Genomic DNA, 18402 nt, shown 5'->3' on the forward strand with positions numbered 1-18402 from the left:
CGGGGTCATCGCGGACAGCTTCGCGAAGCCCGTGGCGATCGTGATGCCCATCGAGCCGATCGCGATGCCGATGATCGCGGTGATCAGCGGGAGGCCCGCGGCAACCATCGAGCCGAAGGTGATCATCAGAACCACCGCGGCGACAGCGATGCCGACGAGCTCGGTGGCACCGCCCGGAGCCGAAGCCGCCTTGGCCGCGGCACCACTCACCTCGACGGTCAGGCCAGCGTCGCGACCAACCTGTGCCGCGTCGCCGACAGCGCTCACCAGCGCATCGTCGACGTCGCTGTAGTCACCGGTCATCGGCACATCGACGTAGCCGACCGTGCGGTCAGGACTCAGCGGCGACGTCGCCTTGGCGTTGTCGAGGTCGCGTCCCGTGAGGCCGTCAGTCAGCGTCCCGTCGGTGGCCACAGGATTGGCCAGCGTGTCGCGGGCCTGGTCCTGGACCTGCGGGATCGTGCTTGCCTTGGCGATGACCTTGTCGATCGCGGCGCGGTTCTGCGGTTCATCGAGCGTCTGTCCCGCCGGGGCAGCGAAGACGTAGCGCGCGCCAATCGCGTTCATCGGATCCGCCGCACCCGGGAACCGCTGCGCCATCAGGTCCTGCGCCTGCTGGGCCTGGGTGCCGGGAATGGAGAACGACTCGCTCGTCGGGCCCGCGAGGGTCGCCGCGCCGACGCCGAACAGCACCAGAAGCGCGATCCAGATCGACAACACGACGCCTTTTCGGCGGTAGGCAAACCTGCCGATTCGATAGAGATAAGTGGCCACAATGCGTCCTAGGGTTTCGCCCCTGGCGGGGCGTCGAAATGGATAAAACGAAAGTGCGGGGAGCTCAGCCCCGGTGCGACGACGCCGTCGCAGGTTGCGGCAGCCCAATGCGGACCATCGCGAAAGCCTCGGACACCAGTTCCTGCGGCGTCCGGTCGCCGACGTTCTCACTCACCGCAAGTTCCAGAACGGTGCTCATGGTTCCGCCGACAACGACCTGCATGAGGTTGGGATACAGGTCCCTGTCGATATCGGTGCCGGTGCGTTCGGCAATGAACTCACCGAACATCCGGGAAACGTTGTCGTGCACTCGTTTTGCCATCAGTGCCGGTGTCTCTTCGAGCAGGCGCGGAACCGCGCACAACTCCTCGAGCTCATTCACCGGCGCCGAAACTACCTCGCACGCAAGCCATTCGAACGAATCCCAGATCGGTTCGTCCACCGGTCGATTCCGCAACAACTCGACCCAGTCCTGAACCACCAGTTCGATCTCGTGCAGCACCGCCTCCTCCTTGGAGGCGAAGTAATTGTGAAAGGTGCGCGTCGAGACGCCCGCTTCCGCGGCAATCGCCTCGGAGGTCACCGATTCGAGACCGAACTCCTTGGCCAGCGCGACCGCCGCGGCGCTGAGGGCAGCACGCGTAGCTGCCTTCTTGCGGTCGCGGAGTCCGATTTCGCTGGTCATAGGCTCAGCGTACTGATCTTGCAGACTCGTGCAAATTTGCAGAGGCCTGCAAATTTGTGGGTTTGCTTACAACGCGGGCAGTCACGTGGCGGGGGTCACTCGTCTTCGGGCTCCCTGCGCCGCCAAGCCCCCGGGTCGGCGGTGAGCTCGCCCACAAAAGGCGGTAAATCGCCTTCTGCGACATTGGCGATGCTCACACGCTCGAGTACCGAGCGCAGGTTCACGCGCACCGCGATCCACACCTGCTGCAAGCCCGCGGCGGCGCCGGAGTAGCTGACGTCCTCGGGCCGCTCGCCGCGTACCGACGCCAGCGGGCCTTCGACTGTGCGGATCACGTCGGCGATGGTGATGTCGGCGGCCGGGCGGGCCAACCAGTAGCCGCCGTCAGGGCCGCGACGGCTCGCAACGAGTTCGCCATGCCGCAGATCAGCCAGAACTGCCTCGAGGAACTTCGGCGCGAGCCCGGTCGCCTTGGCCAGCGCATCGGCCTTCAGCGGTTCGCTCCCGACCCTCGCCAACTCAGCCAGCGCCCGCACCGCGCAGTCGGTTCTCGCGGTGATGTGCACCGGCACGGTCCTTTCCTCGGCTGGACGAGCGCCTCATTATCGCCCGCGCGAAACATCGCACTACTCCGGACCGACAACGGGATCGAGCCGTCCACAAACAGAGGGAGAACTGTGACTACCCACACCGGTGAATCGGTAGAGCCCACCACGCCAATCCCGACCCCGAGACGAGGGTGGGCCATCGCCGGTGCCGTCGCCGGCCTGCTCGGAGTGATCGGAATCCAGGCAAGCGGCACGATAGGCGCTGCGTACGACGAGGATCGCGCAGGTGACGCCGAGGCCATCTTGGCCGGGCTGGCCGAGGAACGCACCGCACTCATCGTCGAGCACGTCACGCTCGCGGTCGCCGCGCTGCTGCTGCTCGTCTTCGCGGCCGGACTGCACCGCCACCTCGCCGACCGACTGCCGGGCAGCAGCATCCTGCCCACAACCGCCGCATTCGGGCTGGTCGCCACCACCGCGATCGTCCTCGTCGGCACCGGCCTGACCACCGAGATCGTGTTCGGTCTCGCCGAACCCGACGAAGTGGTGCCGGAGTTCGCCGTGGTTGTGGCGCATTGGGTCGGGACGCTGCCCTGGGTGTGGGCCGCGACCGGAGTCAGTGCGATCGCCGTCGCGGTGGCCGCACTGCGTCACCGGATCGCGCCCGCCTGGCTCGGCTGGGTGTCGGCGGTGCTCGGTGCGCTGACCGCGGGTTTCGGCGTTTCGCCACTGCAGTACATGGCCGGCTTCACCGGACCGCTGTGGGTGCTCATCGCGGGTATCGCGCTGGCGGTGGCGCGGCACCCTGAACAAGGGTGATGCGCAGGGACAAGTGGCCGTCGCGACGATGCCCTAGGTCCCTTGTCGATCAGCGGGGGTCGCGCGGACGCTTGTCTTATGTCGACCGGAGCCAAGATTGCCGGCGTCGCCGGGGCGGCGGCAGCGATGTACGCAACTTTCCTGCACCCCAGTTTCGTGCGGTGGGGCGCTACCGATGACGAGGTCACCGGACCGTTTCCCGGCGCAGACCTGGTTCCCGAAGGGGAGCGAAGCGGGGCGATGGCCGTCACGATCGACGCACCGCCAGATCGTGTCTGGCCGTGGCTGGTCCAGCTGGGCTGGGATCGGGGCGGGTGGTACTCGTGGGACCACCTCGACAACGCCGGCCGCCCGAGCGCCACGGTGGTCCACCCCGAATGGCAGGACCTGGCTCCCGGCGACCAACTGAAGTACTGGGCACCCGGTGCCGGGCCTCTGGACGCTTATGCGGTTGCGGTGGTGGAACCGAACCGATTCCTCGGGCTGCACGGACTGGCCGATCTGCGCGGCCGCGTCCTCGATCCGAAGCAGCCTCGACCTTCGGCGTACATGGAAGGACTCTGGGGCTTCCAATTGAAGGAGTTGCCGGATGGGCGGACCCGCCTGGTCGTTAGTGGCTACCAGGCCATGCGCCCTCGATGGCTCGGAAAATTCGTCTACTACTGGCTCTTTCCACCGGTCGTCTGGATTATGCAGGCACGCATGTTGGCGGTGCTCAAGCGCAATGTCGAACAATCGGAGTGTGTCGATCGGCCCACGCGAGGCCGAATCCCGATCCGCGACATATCACTGAACGTCGACGTCGTCGGTGACGGATGCCCAGTCGTCCTCATGCACGGCGGACCCTCCGCCGATATGTGGACGCTTCGCTCGTTTCGGGAATGCGCAGATCGGTTCACCCTGGTCTTCTACGACCATCGCTGCAACGGACGCTCGGACGGCCCGCCCGTCTCCTCGATGACCTGGGAGAACCTCACCGCGGACGCCGATGCGCTCCGGGAAGCGCTGGGGTTCGACCGGTGGGCGGTACTGGGCCACTCATTCGGCGGGCATGTGGCGCTCGAATACGCCTTGCGCTACCCGGACAAGGTGTCGCGCCTGGTACTCCTGGACACCGCCGGCGACAGCAAGTGGGCACGGCAGAACGCGCCCAAGCTCCTGATCGAGCGCGGCTACAGCCGCAGGAAGGCGGAGCTGGTCCGGCGCTGGTTCAACGGTGAGTTCACTCGCCGGGAGTACGTTCGCATCATCGCGCAGATCGGCGACGTGTATTTCCACGGACCAGCGCTTCGAATCTTGTTGCGCGACTTGAGGTTAGGATCGTGGCGTGCGAAACAGCGGCCGGACACACTCATCTTCGCAGGGCAGCATCTGCTGAAGGAATGGTCGGTCATGGACCGCCTCGGTGAGATCAGCGTCCCGACTCTGGTCATCGCCGGCAGCGACGACTTCGTGTTTCCACCGGAGTGCCAGCGCGAGTTGGCCGCCAAACTCCCCCACGCGCGTCTGCGGATCATCGATCGCGCGGGCCACAACCCGCATGACGAGCAGCCCGCCGAGGTCATGCGAGCGGTCACCGAGTTCCTCGCGCCGGGCGCAGGCTGATCAGAGTCGTCCGCCAGCACGCCGGTGACATTGGCCCCGGAACGCCCGGCATGCCCGACCTGACCACAAAGCGCCCAACAGCCACAACCTCCTGAAAGGCGAGCGGCACGATCGGCGCGGCGTATGACGAGGACCGCCGGTTTCGGCGTTCGCCGCCGCAGTACATGGCCGGCTTCACCGGACCGCTGTGGGTGCTCGTCGCGGGTATCGCGCTGGCGGTGAGTCGCGACCGCTGATTCCAAGTCCCCGAATCCGCTATTTGTTCGTCAGGGACCGTTCGTCGCGGTCGATGGCGGCTGCGACCGCCGGGCCCAGCCACTCCCGGACGAAGCTTCGTAGATCGGCGGCAGAGCGCGGCTGATCGCCGGGGTCGAGGATCAGTGATTGCAACGTTCGAAGGCAGATCTCCACGAGCCGATCGAGCCGAGCTTCGCCGACGCCGACCGAGTTCCATTCGACGTCGAGGCGTTCGAACATTGCGCGTCCCCAGTTGCGCGCCTGCGGGGACGTGATGCTGGTGGCGAACTTTCCGTCGTGACGCACACGGAGAAGGAGCCCGACATAGCGCTCATTGGGCAATAGCTCCACCGTCGATGCCATGCCCTCGACGAGAACCTCGACAGGGTCGGTGATGCCGTGCAGCCGCTCGGTCAATTGGTCGAACAACGGACCGGTGTTCTGTGCTGCCATCGCCCACAGCAACTCCTCGGTGCTGCCGAAATAGCTGTACACCGTTTGGCGGGTGACGCCGAGGGCACGCGCAACGTCGGCAAGCGTGGTTTGGTCGCCGCGCTCATCCACGGTCTCGCGCGTGGCTACCAGAATCCGTTCGATCGCCTCGGCCCGGTTGGCCGGCATCGAGCCGCCCCATCCGTGGCTGCGCATTACGCCATCCCGGGTGCGCTCGGCTGAATCATGGCTATCGACCCTACCGGCCCGCAATGCGCGTTTGCCCATACCGCCAACGCTGGACGGAGGCTCCCCGACACTAGACACATCAGCACTAGTGTCTAGACACTATTGACATAGCGTCTACCCACTCCTACGGTCGGATTCAAGCAGATAGTTCAATCACTCGATTGAATCAAACGATTGCGGGGTACGAGCGATGACCGATGTGAAGTTCCGCAAGATGCGATTCGATATCGACGCGACGGTTCCGTTCCAGTGGAATCCCGACAACCCAAGGTCGGGAGTCATGGCCAACGCGATCTCGATGGTCGTCGTCGGCTTCGAGCGTTACCTTGTGCTCGCCACCAAAGAGGCGCTGAAGCTCAAACTCGATCCCGAGGTTCGGGAGGAGGCGGAGATTTTCATCGCACAGGAGGCGCAGCACTCCGCCGCGCATCGCAAGCACGTCAACTCGATGATCGCCCAGTATCCGGGCCTGTCGGACACCTTCGACGCCATCATCAGATCCTTCGACGACCTGTTTGCGGCGAACTCTTTGGAGTTTCACCTGGCCTACATGTCCGCCATCGAGGCGGCTTTCCCACCGCTGTTCACCTTCTTGATCGAGCAGCGCGACAACATGTACAGCGGCGACACCCGGGTTGCCTCGATGTTCTTGTGGCATTACGTCGAAGAGATCGAACACCGCAGTTCGGCCGGCATCATCTACGACGGTGTCGTCGGCGACCGGTGGTACCAGTTGGCCACATTGCGGCCGGCGCTGTCGCACCTGTTCGAGCTTGGGCGCATCGTCAACGACGGATTCAGTGCCGCGGTGCCACCCGAGGACCTGGGAGTGGACCCCAGCCAGCCGGTCATGCTGGACGAGATCGTCAGCCGCACTCCCCTACTTCGCCGGTTCGCGCGCAGGAAGCCGCCTACACTGTTCCACGGAGTCCCCACTCGCGAGGTCATGAAACTCGTTGTCGGACTGATCAAGTCCCAGAATCCCTACCATCGCGCCGGTGACTACACGCCGATTCCGTGGTTTCACACCTGGCTGGACAGCTATGAGGCCGGCGAAGACATGGCCCACTACTACGGCGCTCCGCCGCGCGTCCTCGCATCTCAATCGGCGTAGGGCAAAAGTAGCGCCATGCCATCACTTTTCAGTGGCGGCTACGAAATGCGGCCCTGAGCAGTTCTCTCCCCGTTCTTGAAAAGGATTGTTTCCCATGACTTTTGACACGATCATCCGTAACGGTCGCTGGTTCGACGGAACTGGTGCGCCGTCGGCGATTCGGAATATCGGCATCACCAACGGCAGGATCGCCGCAGTCACGGTGGAAGACATCGACGAATCCGACTGCAAGCAGATCTTCGACGCCTCGGGCCGGTGGGTGATGCCGGGATTCATCGACATTCACACTCACTACGACGTGGAATTGTGGAAGGGCGCCGGACTCGCCGAGTCAGTGCGGCACGGCGTCACGACCGTAGTCATGGGGTCTTGTTCAATTTCGACGGTGCACGTCGAGGCCGAAGATGCGGGCGACCTATTCGGCAGGGTCGAGGCAATCCCTCGCGATCACGTCGTGCAGGCAATCAGCGGCAACAAGACCTGGTCGAACGCCGAGGAGTACATCGCGGCACTGGAGAGCCTGCCATTGGGCCCCAACGTCAACGGGTTCATCGGGCACTCCGATCTGCGGGTGTCGTCGATGGGGCTCGACCGTGCCACCGACGAGCTCGTCAAGCCGTCGCGGGTGGAACTCAAGCAGATGCAAGCCAAGCTAGCCGAGGCGCTCGACGCCGGTTTCGCCGGAATGTCGATCATGAACCTGAAATTCGACAAAGTCGACGGCGATCGCTGCCGGTCGCGCACCCTCCCATCCACGTATGCCAAGCGAGGAGAGTTTCGCCGACTCAAGGGCGTTGTGCGCAGCAAAGGACGCGTGGTCCAGTCCGCACCAAACATGCGGATGCCGCTCGACATCCTGTTCCACGCGCTGCAGTCGTGGGGGGTGTTCCGCAAGCCCCTCAAAACCAGCCTCGCCGCGGCCATGGACTCCAAGGCCAACCCGATGGGGTGGATCGTACTCAAAGCCGTTATGCGCCTTGGCAACATGCTCGGCGGCGATTTCCGGTTCCAGCATTTGCCGGTGCCGTTCACGGTCTACGCGGACGGGATCGACTTCGTCATGTTCGAGGAGTTCGGCTCCGGTGAGGAGGCGATGGACCTCGCCGACTGTGTCGAGCGCGACGAGCTTATGCAGGACGAGGCGTACCGCCGCCGCTTCCGGAAGGACTATGACGACAAGTGGGGGATCAAGTCGTGGCACCGCGACTTCTTCGACGCCGTGATCGTCGAGTGCCCCGACCCCTCGGTGATCGGACGGTCGTTCGGTCAGGTCGGGTTGGACCGGGGCGGACTGCACCCCGTCGATGCGTTCCTGGACCTCGTCGTCGAGCACGGCCAAGCGGTGCGGTGGGTGACCACCATCTTCAACCACCGTCCGAAGGTGCTCGACCGATTGTCGAAGTACCCCTACATCCATATGGGGTTCGCCGACTCCGGAGCGCATATGCGCAACATGGCGTTCTACAACATGGGTCTGCGATTGCTCAAGCGAGTCCGGGATGCCGAGCAAGCCGGTGCGCCGTTCATGACCGCGGAACAGGCAGTGCATCGGCTGACCGGTGAACTCGCCGAATGGTTCGGCCTGGACGCCGGTCACCTCCGAGTTGGCGACCGCGCCGACCTCGTCATCGTCGATCCCGAGCATCTCGACGAATCGGTCGATCAATTCTGCGAGGAGAACTCGGAGCAGTACGAAGGCATGGTGCGCATGGTCAACCGCAACGACGAGACCGTCAAGGCGGTGCTCATCAGCGGCCAACCAGTTGTCGTCGAGGGGAAGCCAACAGCGCTCCTCGGGTCGACCCGCACCGGTAGCTTCCTGCGCGCCGGCCGGCAGTCCCCCGCTATCCTAGCTAATAACGCTGCGGCACAAACTATTTCGAACAAATGCTGACCGGCGCATTCAGCCCGACCGAGTCCGGTCGCGGCGAACCCGAAGTTCTGACGATCGACCTGCCGCACCTGCGAGTCGCGGCCCTGGCGTGGGGGCCGCGCGATGGCCGGCTCGCGTTGTGCCTGCACGGCTACCCGGATACGGCGTGGACGTGGCAGCACCTCGGCCCTGCGCTGGCGGCACAGGGCTACCGGGTGGTGGCACCGTTCAGCCGGGGCTACGCACCGACCGCGATTCCGGCCGACGGGGATTACCACATCGGCGCCCTGATGTACGACGCGATCGCCCTGCATCGCCATCTCGACGGAGGGCCGGACGCGCTGCTGATCGGGCACGACTGGGGTGCATTCACCGCCGTTGCCCTTGCCGCCCACCCCGACTCACCGTTCAAGAAGGTGGTTGCCTTGGCGGTGCCGTTGCTGTTCGGGTTGGGAAATCGGGCTCCCGCCGGTCCGCTGCTCCGCTGCGTGCCGGCCCAGACGCGCATGAGTTGGTACGTGCTCTACCAACAGATCCCAGGACTGCCGGAGCGCACCCTGGACCGCGTCATCCCCCGACTGTGGCGAGACTGGTGTCCGCCGGGATACGACGCGAGCACAAGCCTGGCGCACCTCTGGAATGCGTTGCCAAGCCGCGCCCACCGCACAGCGGCGCTCAACTACTACCGCTACCAGTTTCAGCCGCGCCGCCAGGCGGCAAAGTATCGCGCACTGCACCGCACTTGGCAGAAGGAAACGCCCCTGATTCCAATGCTCGTGGTGCACGGACAAGCCGACGGAGGCCTCGACCACCGCCTGGCCGCCATCAGCGCTGATGCCCTACCCGCCGGCAGCGAGCACGTGATGATTCCGGGCGCAGGACACTTTCCCCACCTCGACGAGCCGGACATGATCAGCCAATTGATCGTGCGCTACGCGTCCGACAGCGCCGAGTTGCAGAGGTCGGTCGATTAGCCCGCTTACTTCCCAGTGAATCGGGGCGCGCGCTTGTCCGCGAAAGCGGCCAGCCCTTCCTTCGCATCGGCCGACCGCATCACCTCGAGGACGAACCGCTGCTCGATTCGTCGCGCATCCTCGTCATCGATCCAGCCGCTGCGCAGGATCGATGCCTTGGCGTTCCGAACGGCAAGCGGACCGTTCGCGGCGACCCGCGCCGCGAGCCGCCGCGCTCTCTCCAAGGACTGGCCGGTGGGCACGACGTGTCCGACCAGTCCGAAGTGATAGGCCTCGGCGGCTGTAAGCGGATCTCCGGTGAGGATCATCTCCATCGCCTTGGTGTAGGACATCTGACGCTTGAGCCGAACCGTCGAGCCCGCCCCTGCGATGAGTCCGAGTTGCGCCTCGGGTAGTCCGAACGTGGCGTGTTCTTCAGCGACCCGAATGTCAGTCTGTTGGAGCATCTCGCAACCGCCGCCCAGGCACGGCCCGTTGACCGCGGCGATCAACGGGGTTGCCAGCGATCGACTCAGTAGCAGACCTTCGCTGATGACGCTGCCCGCTGATTTGCCCTCGCGCGGCAGCGGCGATCCGGCGGCCGGCTTGGACTTGTTGACCATCCACCCGTCGGCCAGATCGCCGCCGACGCAGTACGACGTTCCTGCGCCGGTGAGAATTGCCGCGCGGATGCTGTCATCGGCGTCGATCTCGTCCCAAGCCTCCGCCATCAAGCTGATCATCTCGGGTGTCAGCGCGTTCTTGCGACGCGGATTGTTCATCGTCAGGATCACGACGTCCCCATCGCGCTCGAACTTCAGCTGCGGTTCGGGTTCTGCCACACCGGCTCCTTCGTTGGGCAATCAGCCGTCAGGTTGACCTGTCCGTGCTCGCTGCGCCGATCAATCATGTGTTTGACTCAAACCTTGGATCCGACAATTGAGCCAGGTGGTCAGCAAGTGCGGCAAGCGGTGCCAACGCTTCGAGTCGTGGGCGAGGAACTCGACATGTCCACCGAGCGTCGCATCCTGCTCGCCGCAGAGCGCCTGTTCGCCGAGCGTGGCGTCGATGGCGTGTCCTTGCGTGCAGTGATGGCCGCGGCCGGGACCAATGTTGCCGCTGTGCACTACCACTTCGGATCCAAAGATGCCCTGGTTGAAGCGCTCATCAAGGAACGCAGCGAGGCTATATCGGCGAAGCGTGCCGCACTGCTCGACCGCCTGGAGGGTGCTGAGACCTTCACCGCGCGTCAGTTGGCCGAGGCGTTCGTCGATCCGGTCGCCGAGGTCGCGCTCTCGGGCGGGGAGGCGTGGGTCAGTTTCGTCTCGAGCCTGATCAACAGCACCCACCCCGCGATGACGCTCGTCACGCACGAGTTCTTCGAGCAGGCCCGCCGCTTCACCAAGTTGCTGCAAACGCTGCACCCGCAATGGCCGACTGCCAAGGTGCTGTTCCGCCTTTCGCAGGCGATGACTCTGACGTTCCAGGTACTTGGCGACATCGAAGGCGTGCAGCGGACGATCGCGGTCAGCAAGACCGAACTGTCACGTACCGAGGTGGTTGAGCAGCTGCTCGACCTGGTGACGGCCTCACTCGAGGCCTGAAATGGAAAAAGCCCTCCACCTGCATCAGCAGGTGGAGGGCTTTGGCGGTGGCGGAGGGATTTGAACCCTCGGACGGGGGTTACCCGTCACACGCTTTCGAGGCGTGCTCCTTAGGCCGCTCGGACACGCCACCGCGGGTGACTTTACCGGAGGCCGGGCGCAGAACATAAATCGCGGACTGCGGCATTCGACACACTGTGAGAATTTTATTCCAATCGCACGCGAACCCCGCTCCGAACCCTCTGTGGGTGAAGCTTCCACAGCCGACTGGACGAGGGGGAGAAAGGCGTGTCTTTTCAGCCGATCAAGTCTGGCAACACCAACCAAGCAGGGGGAGGTAACTCGCCGCGGCGCAGGCGTGTGCACTACGCCGTCGCGGCTGTTGCGGTCCCGCTGTGCGTAGTCGGAGGGGGCGTGATCGGGGGCGCCGGCATAGCGGCAGCCGATCCCGACCGACCAGCTCCCGATCAGAGTTATCTCGCGCCCGTCGCGCCAGTCCATCCGCCGACACAGGTCGCACCGGTAGCCCCGATCGCTGCCCCGCCTGGTGTTCTGCGGATCGGTGATCTTCAGATCGGCACTCCGCCGGTCATCGATCAGCCGACGGCCGACCAGATCAATTCCACCGCTGCAGATGCGGAAGCCTCGATATCCACATTCGGTCGCTCGGTCGGTCTCGGCCAGTCCCGCTCTGATCGGGTCGCGGCATCGACGATTGGCGGCGCCGCGATCGGCGCATCCGTCGCCATGTCCACAATCGGATCCCCGCTCGCGTTGGTCGGCGGGCTCATCGGTGGGGTCGCCGGTCTGGTCGCGGGTGTTCCGTTCCTCCCGGCCGGCCTCGTCGCCGGACCGGTGATCGGCGCTGGGATCGGCGCTGCGGTCACTGCGGCACCGTTTGCCGCAGCAGGGGCTGCGATAGGCGGCGGAGTCGGAGCCATCGCCGGCCTCGCCGAGGCGCCGCGGGGCACTCCGCCCACACCTCCTCCGGCGAACACACCGGTCTCAGCAAATGGTGAAAGTCTGCGGTAGATCCTCAGTAATAACCGGTATGGGCAAAAGGATGCTCTTCAGCTATTCGTTCGCTAATCTCAGCTCCGACGAAGGTGAGGTAGGGTGTGGACGATTCCGATCCAGCGGAACAACCGGGGGGACCAGACCTCGAAGCAGCTCGGAACGCTTGTCCCGTATCGCATTCCGAACTGCGCGCACGCCGCGCGGCCGAGGACGCAACGCTGGCAGATCTGATCGATCGGTTCGCCGCCGACGATCATCAGGCGTTCGCAGATTTCTATGACCAAACCGCCGCGCGGGTGCACGGAATGGCCTTGCGGGTTGTACTGTCGGCGTCGCATGCCGAAGAGATCACGCAGGAGGTCTTCCTCCAGGTGTGGCGCTCGGCGCATGAGTTTGATGCGACCCGCGGTACGGCGATGGGATGGCTTATGACGCTTGCACATCGACGTGCAGTCGATCGGGTCCGATCCGAGCAGAGCGATACAAATCGCCGAACCGCTTACGCCACTCGCAACGCCGACCGCGAGCACGACCAGGTACTCGAATCGGTTTCCGAACATCTCGAGGCTGAGGCCGTGGCGGCTTGTCTCGATGTGCTGACCCAAACCCAGCACGAGTCGGTGCGCCTCGCGTACTACGACGGGCTGACTTATCGCGAGATCGCCGACAACCTCGGCGTCGCGGTGCCCACCATCAAGACCCGCATCAGGGACGGGCTCGTGAAACTCAAGGCGTGCCTGGGGGTGAACGCGATTGCCTGACGACGACGCCGACGAGAACTTGCTCGATATCGCTCCGATCTACGCGCTGGACGCATTGACGGATGCGGAGCGGGCGGAAGTCGATCAGGCACTTTCGAATGCCGACGCGGAGACAGCCGAATCATTTGCCGAAACGGTCGCCGAAGTCACTACGACCATGGCGATTCTCTCCGAGGCGGATGCGGTGGAACCACCGCCGGCCGTGCGTGAGCGCGTACTCGCAGCGATCCGGCAAGTACGTTCGGGCACGGTCTCCGACCTCGACCAGCGGCGCCGGCGGCGCACGCGCATTTGGATCGCCGCCGCAGCCGCGGTGGTTATCGCAATCGCCGCGGGTGTTGCCATCAGTCAGCTCGGCACCGACGACGCGGACGCGACCAGCCAGTCCGAAATTCTCGCGGCGCCCGATATCCAGACCTTCACCGGCGCGATCACGGGCGGCGGCACGGCGGTGGTCAAGCTGTCCAAGGACGAAAACGCTGCTGTGCTCAGCTTCCTCGATGTCGCGGAGCCGAACACGGGCAACGTCTACCAGGTCTGGAAGATGCCACCCACCGGGAATCCGATCTCGGCGGGCGTCATCGAGCCCGGCCAGCTGCCCGACGAGTCGACGGGCCTGATCATCGACGACCTCGGCGACGCGACTGCGCTGGCGTTCAGCGTCGAGCCACCCGGTGGTTCGCCGCAGCCGACCACCACGCCGTTCGGTCTCGTGAAGTTCGCTTAGTAGCAACGCTTTACCACTGTGGCGCGCGGTCACCCGCGCGCCATCGTGCGGTATCGCCACAGTGACAGTGGCGCGAAGATCAGGATGATCGCCACCGAGGTCATTGCCGCATAGGCGACGGCATTGTCGGCGACCCAGCCGGTCGGCTCCGGAAATCCCGGCGGCGCTTCGTTTCCGAACAATTGGCGCGCAGCGGTGGCCACGGCAGTGACCGGATTCCACTCCGCGATCGTCCGCAGCGGCTCCGGGAGGCTCCACGCCGAGATGAACGCTGCTGAGATGAAGGTCAGCGGAAACATCCAGAGAAATCCGATGCTCTGCGCCGCCTCGACATTTCGCGCGGCGAGCCCGGTCAGCGCGCCGACCCAGGACATAGCGAAGGCGAAGAGGCCGATCAATGCGAAGGCGGTTACAGCGTCCAGCAACGAACCCCTGATCCGCCAGCCGATGATCAAGCCGCAGATCACCATCACGGCGACGCTGACGACGTTCACCACGAGATCCGAAACGGTCCGTCCCGAAACCACCGCGAGGCGGGACATCGGCAGTGACCGGAACCGGTCGACTATGCCCTTCTGCAGGTCTCCGGCGAGGCCGACCGTGGTGAATGCTGCGTTGAAAACCACTGTTTGCGTGAAGATTCCGGCCATCAGAAATTCGCGGTACGCGTCGCCGCCGAGCGTCGCGCCGAAGACGTAGGCGAACAGGAACACGAACATCAACGGCTGCACCGTGGCGCCTACGAGCAGCGTCGGCACTCGCCGGATGGTCAGCAGATTCCGCTCGGCGACTATCGCGCCGTCCCGCCAGAACCGGACACTCGCAGTATCGCGATGCCCTCCCGGCTTTGCCGGCTGGGCCGGAGCGCGGTCCTCGACTACGCCGGCGGTCATTGCAGCATGGCCGTTCGTTCGTCCACCGTAGTATCCAGGGGTTCCGGAATCGCGCCCGTGATCGACATGAAGACGTCATCGAGCGTTGTCCGGTGCAGCGCCGCGTCCTCGACGTCGACACCGGCCCGCACCAGTTCGCTGACGGCCTCCGCCAGCGACCGCGTCGAGTCGGCCACCGGCACGGTGATATCTCGATCATCGATATCCGGCGTGCCCAGGCTCAGAGATTCGAGGATCCGCGCCGCGCGCGAAACCGCTTCGGCCTGTTGCACAGTCACACACAGTTTGTCGGCACCCACCGAGGCCTTCAGTTCGGCGGCAGTTCCGCGAGCAATCACCTCTCCCCTGGCCACGACGACGATCCGGTCCGCAAGCTGGTCGGCCTCTTCGAGGTACTGGGTGGTGAGCAGGACCGTGGTGCCATCGGCAACAAGGCGCCGGACAACGGACCACATGTCGGCGCGGCCGATGGGGTCGAGTCCGGTGGTCGGTTCGTCGAGCACAACCAACTCGGGGCGTCCGATCAAGGCGCCCGCGAGATCGAGCCGGCGTCGCATCCCGCCGGAGTAGCCGCCGCAGCGCCGGTCGGCGGCATCGGAAAGCGCGAAGTCCTCGAGCAACTCGCGCGCCCGCTCCGAGGCTTCCTTCTTGCGCAGGCCGTACAGCCTCCCGACCATCCGCAGATTCTCGAAGCCGGTCAGGTTCTCGTCGACGGCGGCGTACTGCCCCGAGACTCCGATTCGTTTGCGCACCAATCCCGGTGCGGCGAGCGCATCGTGCCCGGCCACGCGCACCGAGCCCGAATCCGGGCGTAGCAACGTGGTCAGGATGCGGACCGTGGTGGTCTTCCCCGCGCCGTTGGGTCCGAGCACACCGAGAATCGTCCCTGCCTCAATATCGAGATCGACTCCGTTCAGTGCACAGACCCGTCCCCCATTGCTTCGGTAGTGCTTGACGACATCGCGCATCTCCACAAGGGCCGCTGTCATCGGCCCGCGGCCTTGCGCGCTGCTGCGGCAACTTCCATCCGCCGGATCAGACTCTTCGGGCGCATGTCCGTCCAGTGCTCATCCACGTAGGCGAGTGACCGGGTTCGTGAGGCCCTCCCCTGCGCGATGGTCCATCCCGGAGGTATCGCGGCAAATACCGGCCACAGCGAGTGCTGTCCCTCGTCGTTGACGAGGACCATGAACTCCGCCTCGTCGTCATCGAATGGGTTACCGGGACGGTCGGTGCCGCGGCGAGCGTTCTGCATGTTGGTCATGAATCCCCTCCTGGTATTGAACGAATTGCAAGCTGGTGTTGCCAATCGGCGTTGCGCAGATGGTCATTCAGACGTTTGCCGATGTGGGCGAGCGCCTCCGGCGAGGCCATCTCGGCATGCGTGCAAGACACGGCGTCCTCGTGGACCTCGCCGGTGAGGTGATTCGCCCAGTCGGTGATGGCCGGCGGATCTTCCGGACGGCCTTCCGCGGCGGTAAAGAACAGCACCTCCCCCGGATAGCGTGTCGGCGCGAACGTTCGAGCTAATTCCGTACTGCGCAAATAGGTTTCGTACATTAGGTGCAGATCGTCGATGGTCAACGTGCCGAGCGCACCGCCCGCCGCCGCGACCAATGGCGCCGCTTCCTCGATCGTCATGTCGGCGCCGTTGGCGGAAACCTCATCACTGCCAACGAATTCGGCGACGAGTTCGGCCACGGAAGGTGCCGCCGCGAAGTCGCTCGGGCGCTGCGATACGACGTAGCTGTCCAACATGGTCAACGACGCAACCCGCTGCCCGTCGGCTACGAGCAGACCAGCCATCTCCTGCGCGATGAGCCCGCCGATCGACCAGCCGAGCAGGTGATACGGCCCGTCCGGGTACACACTGCGGATCGTGTCCACATATCGGCATGCCAACTCGGCTACGGAGTCGGGCATGTCCGCCGCACCAGAAAGTGCCGGTGCCTGCAGCCCATACACCGGCCGATCGCGGTCCAGTGCGGGAAGCAGTCCGGCGTAGCTCCAGGACAGGCCCATCGCGGGGTGGACGCAGAACAGCGGCGTGCCCGATCCGCCTGCCCGGATGGTCAGTACCTCGCCCAGCACCTCCACCGACGGATCCCCAATGGATCCGCCCTCCCGCGCCATGACGCACCGCTGCGCGAGCGCGGCGGGTGTGACATCGGCGAACAGCCATTGTGCCGATAGATCCGGTACCCCTATTTCGGGCGCCGTGCGCAATTCGGCCACGAGTTTGGTTGCTGCGAGCGAGTTCCCGCCGAGTTCGAAGAAGCTGTCGTCCCGTCCGACCCGGGCCACGCCCAACTGCCGCGCAAACGCCTCGCAGATCCCTGCTTCAATCGGCGTCCGCGGCGGCTCGAACTCGCTCGTCGATGTGAACTCCGGCTCCGGCAGTGCGTCGCGGTCCCGCTTGCCCACCGGGGTCAGCGGGATCTCATCCAGCTCCTGGAATACCGCGGGAACCATATGCCGCGGGAGGTTGGCTGCGACATGCGCGCGCAGCTCTCCCTTCGACATTGCCGCACCCGGCACCGTCCGCACGTACGCCACCAGTGCCGTGTCGCCGCCCGGCGCCGTAGCGGCAACCGTGACCGCGGTGTCGACGCTGGGGTGCAGCCCGAGCACGGAGTCGATCTCGGCGAGCTCGATGCGGAACCCGCGAATCTTGACCTGATGGTCGCGGCGCCCGATGTATTCGATATCGCCGTCGGCGCGGAGCCGGACGAGGTCGCCGGAGCGGTACATCAGCGAAGCGGGTCCGCCGAATGGATCGGCAACGAATCGGCTCGCAGTGGCCGCCGGGCGCCGGTAATAGCCCCTCGCGAGTTCCGGTCCGGCAAAGTATAACTCGCCGGTCGCACCAATCGGGACCGGCCGCAACCGCTCATCGAGTACCACCGCCGCGACGCCACGGATCGGGACGCCGATAGTGACCGGCCCATCCCCGAGTGGATCGGACATGGTGGTGACGATGGTCGTCTCGGTCGGCCCATAGGCGTTGACCATCGTGCGGCCACGAGACCATCGACGCGCGAGGTCGGGGCGGAGAGCCTCCCCACCCACCAGGAGCGTGGACAGGTCAAACCGATTCCGGTGCCATGGTTTCCAGTGCCGCCGGCGTAATGAACGCGTGTGTCACGCGCTCGCGATTGATGAGGTCCGCCAAGTCGGGTCCACCGAGAATGTCCGGCGGCGCGATCACCATCGTTGCGCCGTTCGGGAAGGCGAGGAGCACCTCCAGAATCGACGCATCGAAACTGGGCGACGAGAAGTGCAGCGTGCGGCTGTGCGAGTCGATGTCGAACCGATCGCGCAGCTCCGCCGCGAAGTTCGCTATCCCGCCGTGGGTTACACACACGCCCTTCGGTGTGCCGGTGGAACCCGACGTGTAGACGAGATAGGCCGTGTTCTTGGCGTGCAGCGGGCCTACCCGATCCGAATCCTCGATCGGTTCTCCCGACATTCGATCGAACACGGCCGGAAGCCGCGGGTCTCGCAGTTCGATCCACGTGACGTCGGACGGGAGACCCTGCGGCAGATCCGCCGCCCGCAGAGTAATGCCGAGTTCCGCGTGTGAGTCGTCGAGCATGTACGCGATTCGCTCGGCAGGGTAGTTCGGATCGATAGCCATGCACGCCGCGCCCGCTTTCGCGACGGCCCACAGGCACACGATGGATTCGATCGAGCGTGGAATCGCCACGGCGACAACGGTGTCCGGATTCACCCCGATCTCGATCAGCACTCGGGCCAAGCGCGACGACCAATCATCGAGCTCGTGGTAGCTCACCGAGACATCGCCGAACAGCAGGGCAGGTCTGCTGCCGGCCCTTGCGACGCCCCTGGTGAGAAGCTCGACGAACGTTTCCGGCACAACCGGGTCTACGTCGGCTCGCATCGGGACGAACGCTGCGCGCTCCGCGGGCGTGAGAAGCTCCAAGTCACCGACCGAGGTGTTCGCGGATTCGGGCCGCACGATGTCCCCGATGAGGGTGGCGATCATCAGTGCGTAGCGCTGCGCTGTCGACTCGTCGAACAGATCGGTTGAGTAGGTCAGCGTTGCCTGGCCGAGACCCTCCTCGGCGTCCTGCACCGTCACCTGCAGATC

The 18402-nt window shown here is 65.0% G+C and carries 19 protein-coding genes and 1 tRNA gene; 9 read left to right on the forward strand and 11 right to left on the reverse strand.

Annotation, left to right across the window (positions count from 1 at the left end; genetic code table 11):
- The 3 genes from A8G08_RS01990 to A8G08_RS02000 all read right to left on the reverse strand — a co-directional run.
- A partial coding sequence (locus A8G08_RS01990) for an MMPL family transporter (RefSeq protein ID WP_157108359.1) occupies positions 1 to 774 on the reverse strand: 774 nt, incomplete at its 3' end.
- Between the two features lie 64 nt (positions 775 to 838).
- Complete coding sequence (locus A8G08_RS01995; protein WP_068269470.1) at positions 839 to 1459, reverse strand: TetR/AcrR family transcriptional regulator; 621 nt, start codon at positions 1457 to 1459, stop codon at positions 839 to 841.
- Between the two features lie 95 nt (positions 1460 to 1554).
- Entirely contained in the window at positions 1555 to 2025 is a 471-nt protein-coding gene (locus tag A8G08_RS02000; protein WP_068269497.1) for an RrF2 family transcriptional regulator, read from the reverse strand.
- A 111-nt stretch (positions 2026 to 2136) separates the two neighbouring features.
- On the opposite strand from A8G08_RS02000, the gene A8G08_RS02005 reads away from it, so the two are divergent.
- Positions 2137 to 2826 carry a hypothetical protein gene (locus A8G08_RS02005; RefSeq protein ID WP_245672566.1) on the forward strand — a complete coding sequence of 230 codons (690 nt, stop codon included), beginning with the start codon at positions 2137 to 2139 and terminating at the stop codon, positions 2824 to 2826.
- A gap of 78 nt (positions 2827 to 2904) precedes the next feature.
- Positions 2905 to 4431 (forward strand): alpha/beta fold hydrolase, encoded by a 1527-nt coding sequence (locus A8G08_RS02010; RefSeq protein ID WP_068269472.1) that lies wholly within the window; start codon positions 2905 to 2907, stop codon positions 4429 to 4431.
- A gap of 255 nt (positions 4432 to 4686) precedes the next feature.
- On the opposite strand, the gene A8G08_RS02015 is transcribed toward A8G08_RS02010, so the two are convergent.
- Positions 4687 to 5316: a TetR/AcrR family transcriptional regulator gene (locus A8G08_RS02015; protein WP_068269474.1), complete on the reverse strand. Its 630-nt coding sequence runs from the start codon at positions 5314 to 5316 to the stop codon at positions 4687 to 4689.
- A 223-nt stretch (positions 5317 to 5539) separates the two neighbouring features.
- Between A8G08_RS02015 and A8G08_RS02020 the strand changes: the two genes are divergently transcribed.
- The 3 genes from A8G08_RS02020 to A8G08_RS02030 all read left to right on the forward strand — a co-directional run bounded on the left by A8G08_RS02020 (position 5540) and on the right by A8G08_RS02030 (position 9310).
- Positions 5540 to 6463: a metal-dependent hydrolase gene (locus A8G08_RS02020; protein ID WP_068269476.1), complete on the forward strand. Its 924-nt coding sequence runs from the start codon at positions 5540 to 5542 to the stop codon at positions 6461 to 6463.
- Positions 6464 to 6557: 94 nt separating this feature from the next.
- Complete coding sequence (locus A8G08_RS02025) at positions 6558 to 8357, forward strand: N-acyl-D-amino-acid deacylase family protein (RefSeq protein WP_068269478.1); 1800 nt, start codon at positions 6558 to 6560, stop codon at positions 8355 to 8357.
- On the forward strand, positions 8351 to 9310 hold the full coding sequence (locus A8G08_RS02030) for an alpha/beta fold hydrolase (protein WP_068269483.1): 960 nt from the start codon (positions 8351 to 8353) through the stop codon (positions 9308 to 9310). Before A8G08_RS02025 ends, A8G08_RS02030 begins: the two co-directional genes overlap by 7 nt.
- Positions 9311 to 9315: 5 nt before the next feature.
- Here A8G08_RS02030 and A8G08_RS02035 read toward each other — a convergent pair whose 3' ends face one another.
- Positions 9316 to 10131 (reverse strand): enoyl-CoA hydratase-related protein, encoded by an 816-nt coding sequence (locus A8G08_RS02035; protein WP_157108360.1) that lies wholly within the window; start codon positions 10129 to 10131, stop codon positions 9316 to 9318.
- A 165-nt stretch (positions 10132 to 10296) separates the two neighbouring features.
- Between A8G08_RS02035 and A8G08_RS02040 the strand changes: the two genes are divergently transcribed.
- A complete protein-coding gene (locus tag A8G08_RS02040) occupies positions 10297 to 10893 on the forward strand; it encodes a TetR/AcrR family transcriptional regulator (protein WP_068269505.1) in 597 nt (198 codons plus the stop codon).
- Positions 10894 to 10935: 42 nt separating this feature from the next.
- Here A8G08_RS02040 and A8G08_RS02045 read toward each other — a convergent pair.
- Positions 10936 to 11026 (reverse strand) — tRNA-Ser (locus tag A8G08_RS02045).
- A gap of 155 nt (positions 11027 to 11181) precedes the next feature.
- Here A8G08_RS02045 and A8G08_RS02050 point away from each other — a divergent pair.
- From A8G08_RS02050 to A8G08_RS02060, 3 genes are all read left to right on the forward strand, one after another.
- Entirely contained in the window at positions 11182 to 11925 is a 744-nt protein-coding gene (locus tag A8G08_RS02050) for a hypothetical protein (RefSeq protein WP_187344416.1), read from the forward strand.
- A gap of 86 nt (positions 11926 to 12011) precedes the next feature.
- Positions 12012 to 12671, forward strand: a complete 660-nt coding sequence (gene sigK / locus A8G08_RS02055; protein ID WP_084435878.1) for an ECF RNA polymerase sigma factor SigK — start codon at positions 12012 to 12014, stop codon at positions 12669 to 12671.
- Positions 12664 to 13398: an anti-sigma factor gene (locus A8G08_RS02060; protein ID WP_068269488.1), complete on the forward strand. Its 735-nt coding sequence runs from the start codon at positions 12664 to 12666 to the stop codon at positions 13396 to 13398. Before sigK ends, A8G08_RS02060 begins: the two co-directional genes overlap by 8 nt.
- Positions 13399 to 13427: 29 nt before the next feature.
- Here A8G08_RS02060 and A8G08_RS02065 read toward each other — a convergent pair whose 3' ends face one another.
- The 5 genes from A8G08_RS02065 to A8G08_RS02085 all read right to left on the reverse strand — a co-directional run.
- The gene (locus A8G08_RS02065) at positions 13428 to 14291 is read right to left on the reverse strand and encodes an ABC transporter permease (protein ID WP_084435879.1); all 864 of its coding nucleotides are present in this window, start codon (positions 14289 to 14291) and stop codon (positions 13428 to 13430) included.
- Entirely contained in the window at positions 14288 to 15280 is a 993-nt protein-coding gene (locus A8G08_RS02070) for an ATP-binding cassette domain-containing protein (RefSeq protein ID WP_068269491.1), read from the reverse strand. Before A8G08_RS02070 ends, A8G08_RS02065 begins: the two co-directional genes overlap by 4 nt.
- Positions 15277 to 15555: an MbtH family protein gene (locus A8G08_RS02075; protein WP_281182109.1), complete on the reverse strand. Its 279-nt coding sequence runs from the start codon at positions 15553 to 15555 to the stop codon at positions 15277 to 15279. The genes A8G08_RS02070 and A8G08_RS02075 overlap by 4 nt, the downstream gene beginning before the upstream one ends.
- Positions 15552 to 17375 carry an alpha/beta fold hydrolase gene (locus A8G08_RS02080; RefSeq protein ID WP_342669630.1) on the reverse strand — a complete coding sequence of 608 codons (1824 nt, stop codon included), beginning with the start codon at positions 17373 to 17375 and terminating at the stop codon, positions 15552 to 15554. The genes A8G08_RS02075 and A8G08_RS02080 overlap by 4 nt, the downstream gene beginning before the upstream one ends.
- A gap of 1 nt (position 17376) precedes the next feature.
- Positions 17377 to 18402: AMP-binding protein (locus A8G08_RS02085; protein WP_157108362.1), on the reverse strand; the 1026-nt coding region annotated here is incomplete at its 5' end.

Origin of the sequence: Aldersonia kunmingensis (genome assembly GCF_001646865.1) — a bacterium.
Taxonomy (GTDB): Bacteria; Actinomycetota; Actinomycetes; order Mycobacteriales; family Mycobacteriaceae; genus Aldersonia; species Aldersonia kunmingensis.

Coding starts and splice junctions, on each gene's coding strand:
- A8G08_RS01995 (WP_068269470.1), bottom strand. CDS start 1,459: ATGACCAGCGAAATCGGACTCCGCGACCGCAAGAAGGCAGCTACGCGT.
- A8G08_RS02015 (WP_068269474.1), bottom strand. CDS start 5,316: ATGCGCAGCCACGGATGGGGCGGCTCGATGCCGGCCAACCGGGCCGAG.
- A8G08_RS02065 (WP_084435879.1), bottom strand. CDS start 14,291: ATGACCGCCGGCGTAGTCGAGGACCGCGCTCCGGCCCAGCCGGCAAAG.
- A8G08_RS02030 (WP_068269483.1), top strand. CDS start 8,351: ATGCTGACCGGCGCATTCAGCCCGACCGAGTCCGGTCGCGGCGAACCC.
- A8G08_RS02020 (WP_068269476.1), top strand. CDS start 5,540: ATGACCGATGTGAAGTTCCGCAAGATGCGATTCGATATCGACGCGACG.
- A8G08_RS02040 (WP_068269505.1), top strand. CDS start 10,297: ATGTCCACCGAGCGTCGCATCCTGCTCGCCGCAGAGCGCCTGTTCGCC.
- A8G08_RS02010 (WP_068269472.1), top strand. CDS start 2,905: ATGTCGACCGGAGCCAAGATTGCCGGCGTCGCCGGGGCGGCGGCAGCG.
- A8G08_RS02075 (WP_281182109.1), bottom strand. CDS start 15,555: ATGACCAACATGCAGAACGCTCGCCGCGGCACCGACCGTCCCGGTAAC.
- A8G08_RS02025 (WP_068269478.1), top strand. CDS start 6,558: ATGACTTTTGACACGATCATCCGTAACGGTCGCTGGTTCGACGGAACT.
- A8G08_RS02070 (WP_068269491.1), bottom strand. CDS start 15,280: ATGACAGCGGCCCTTGTGGAGATGCGCGATGTCGTCAAGCACTACCGA.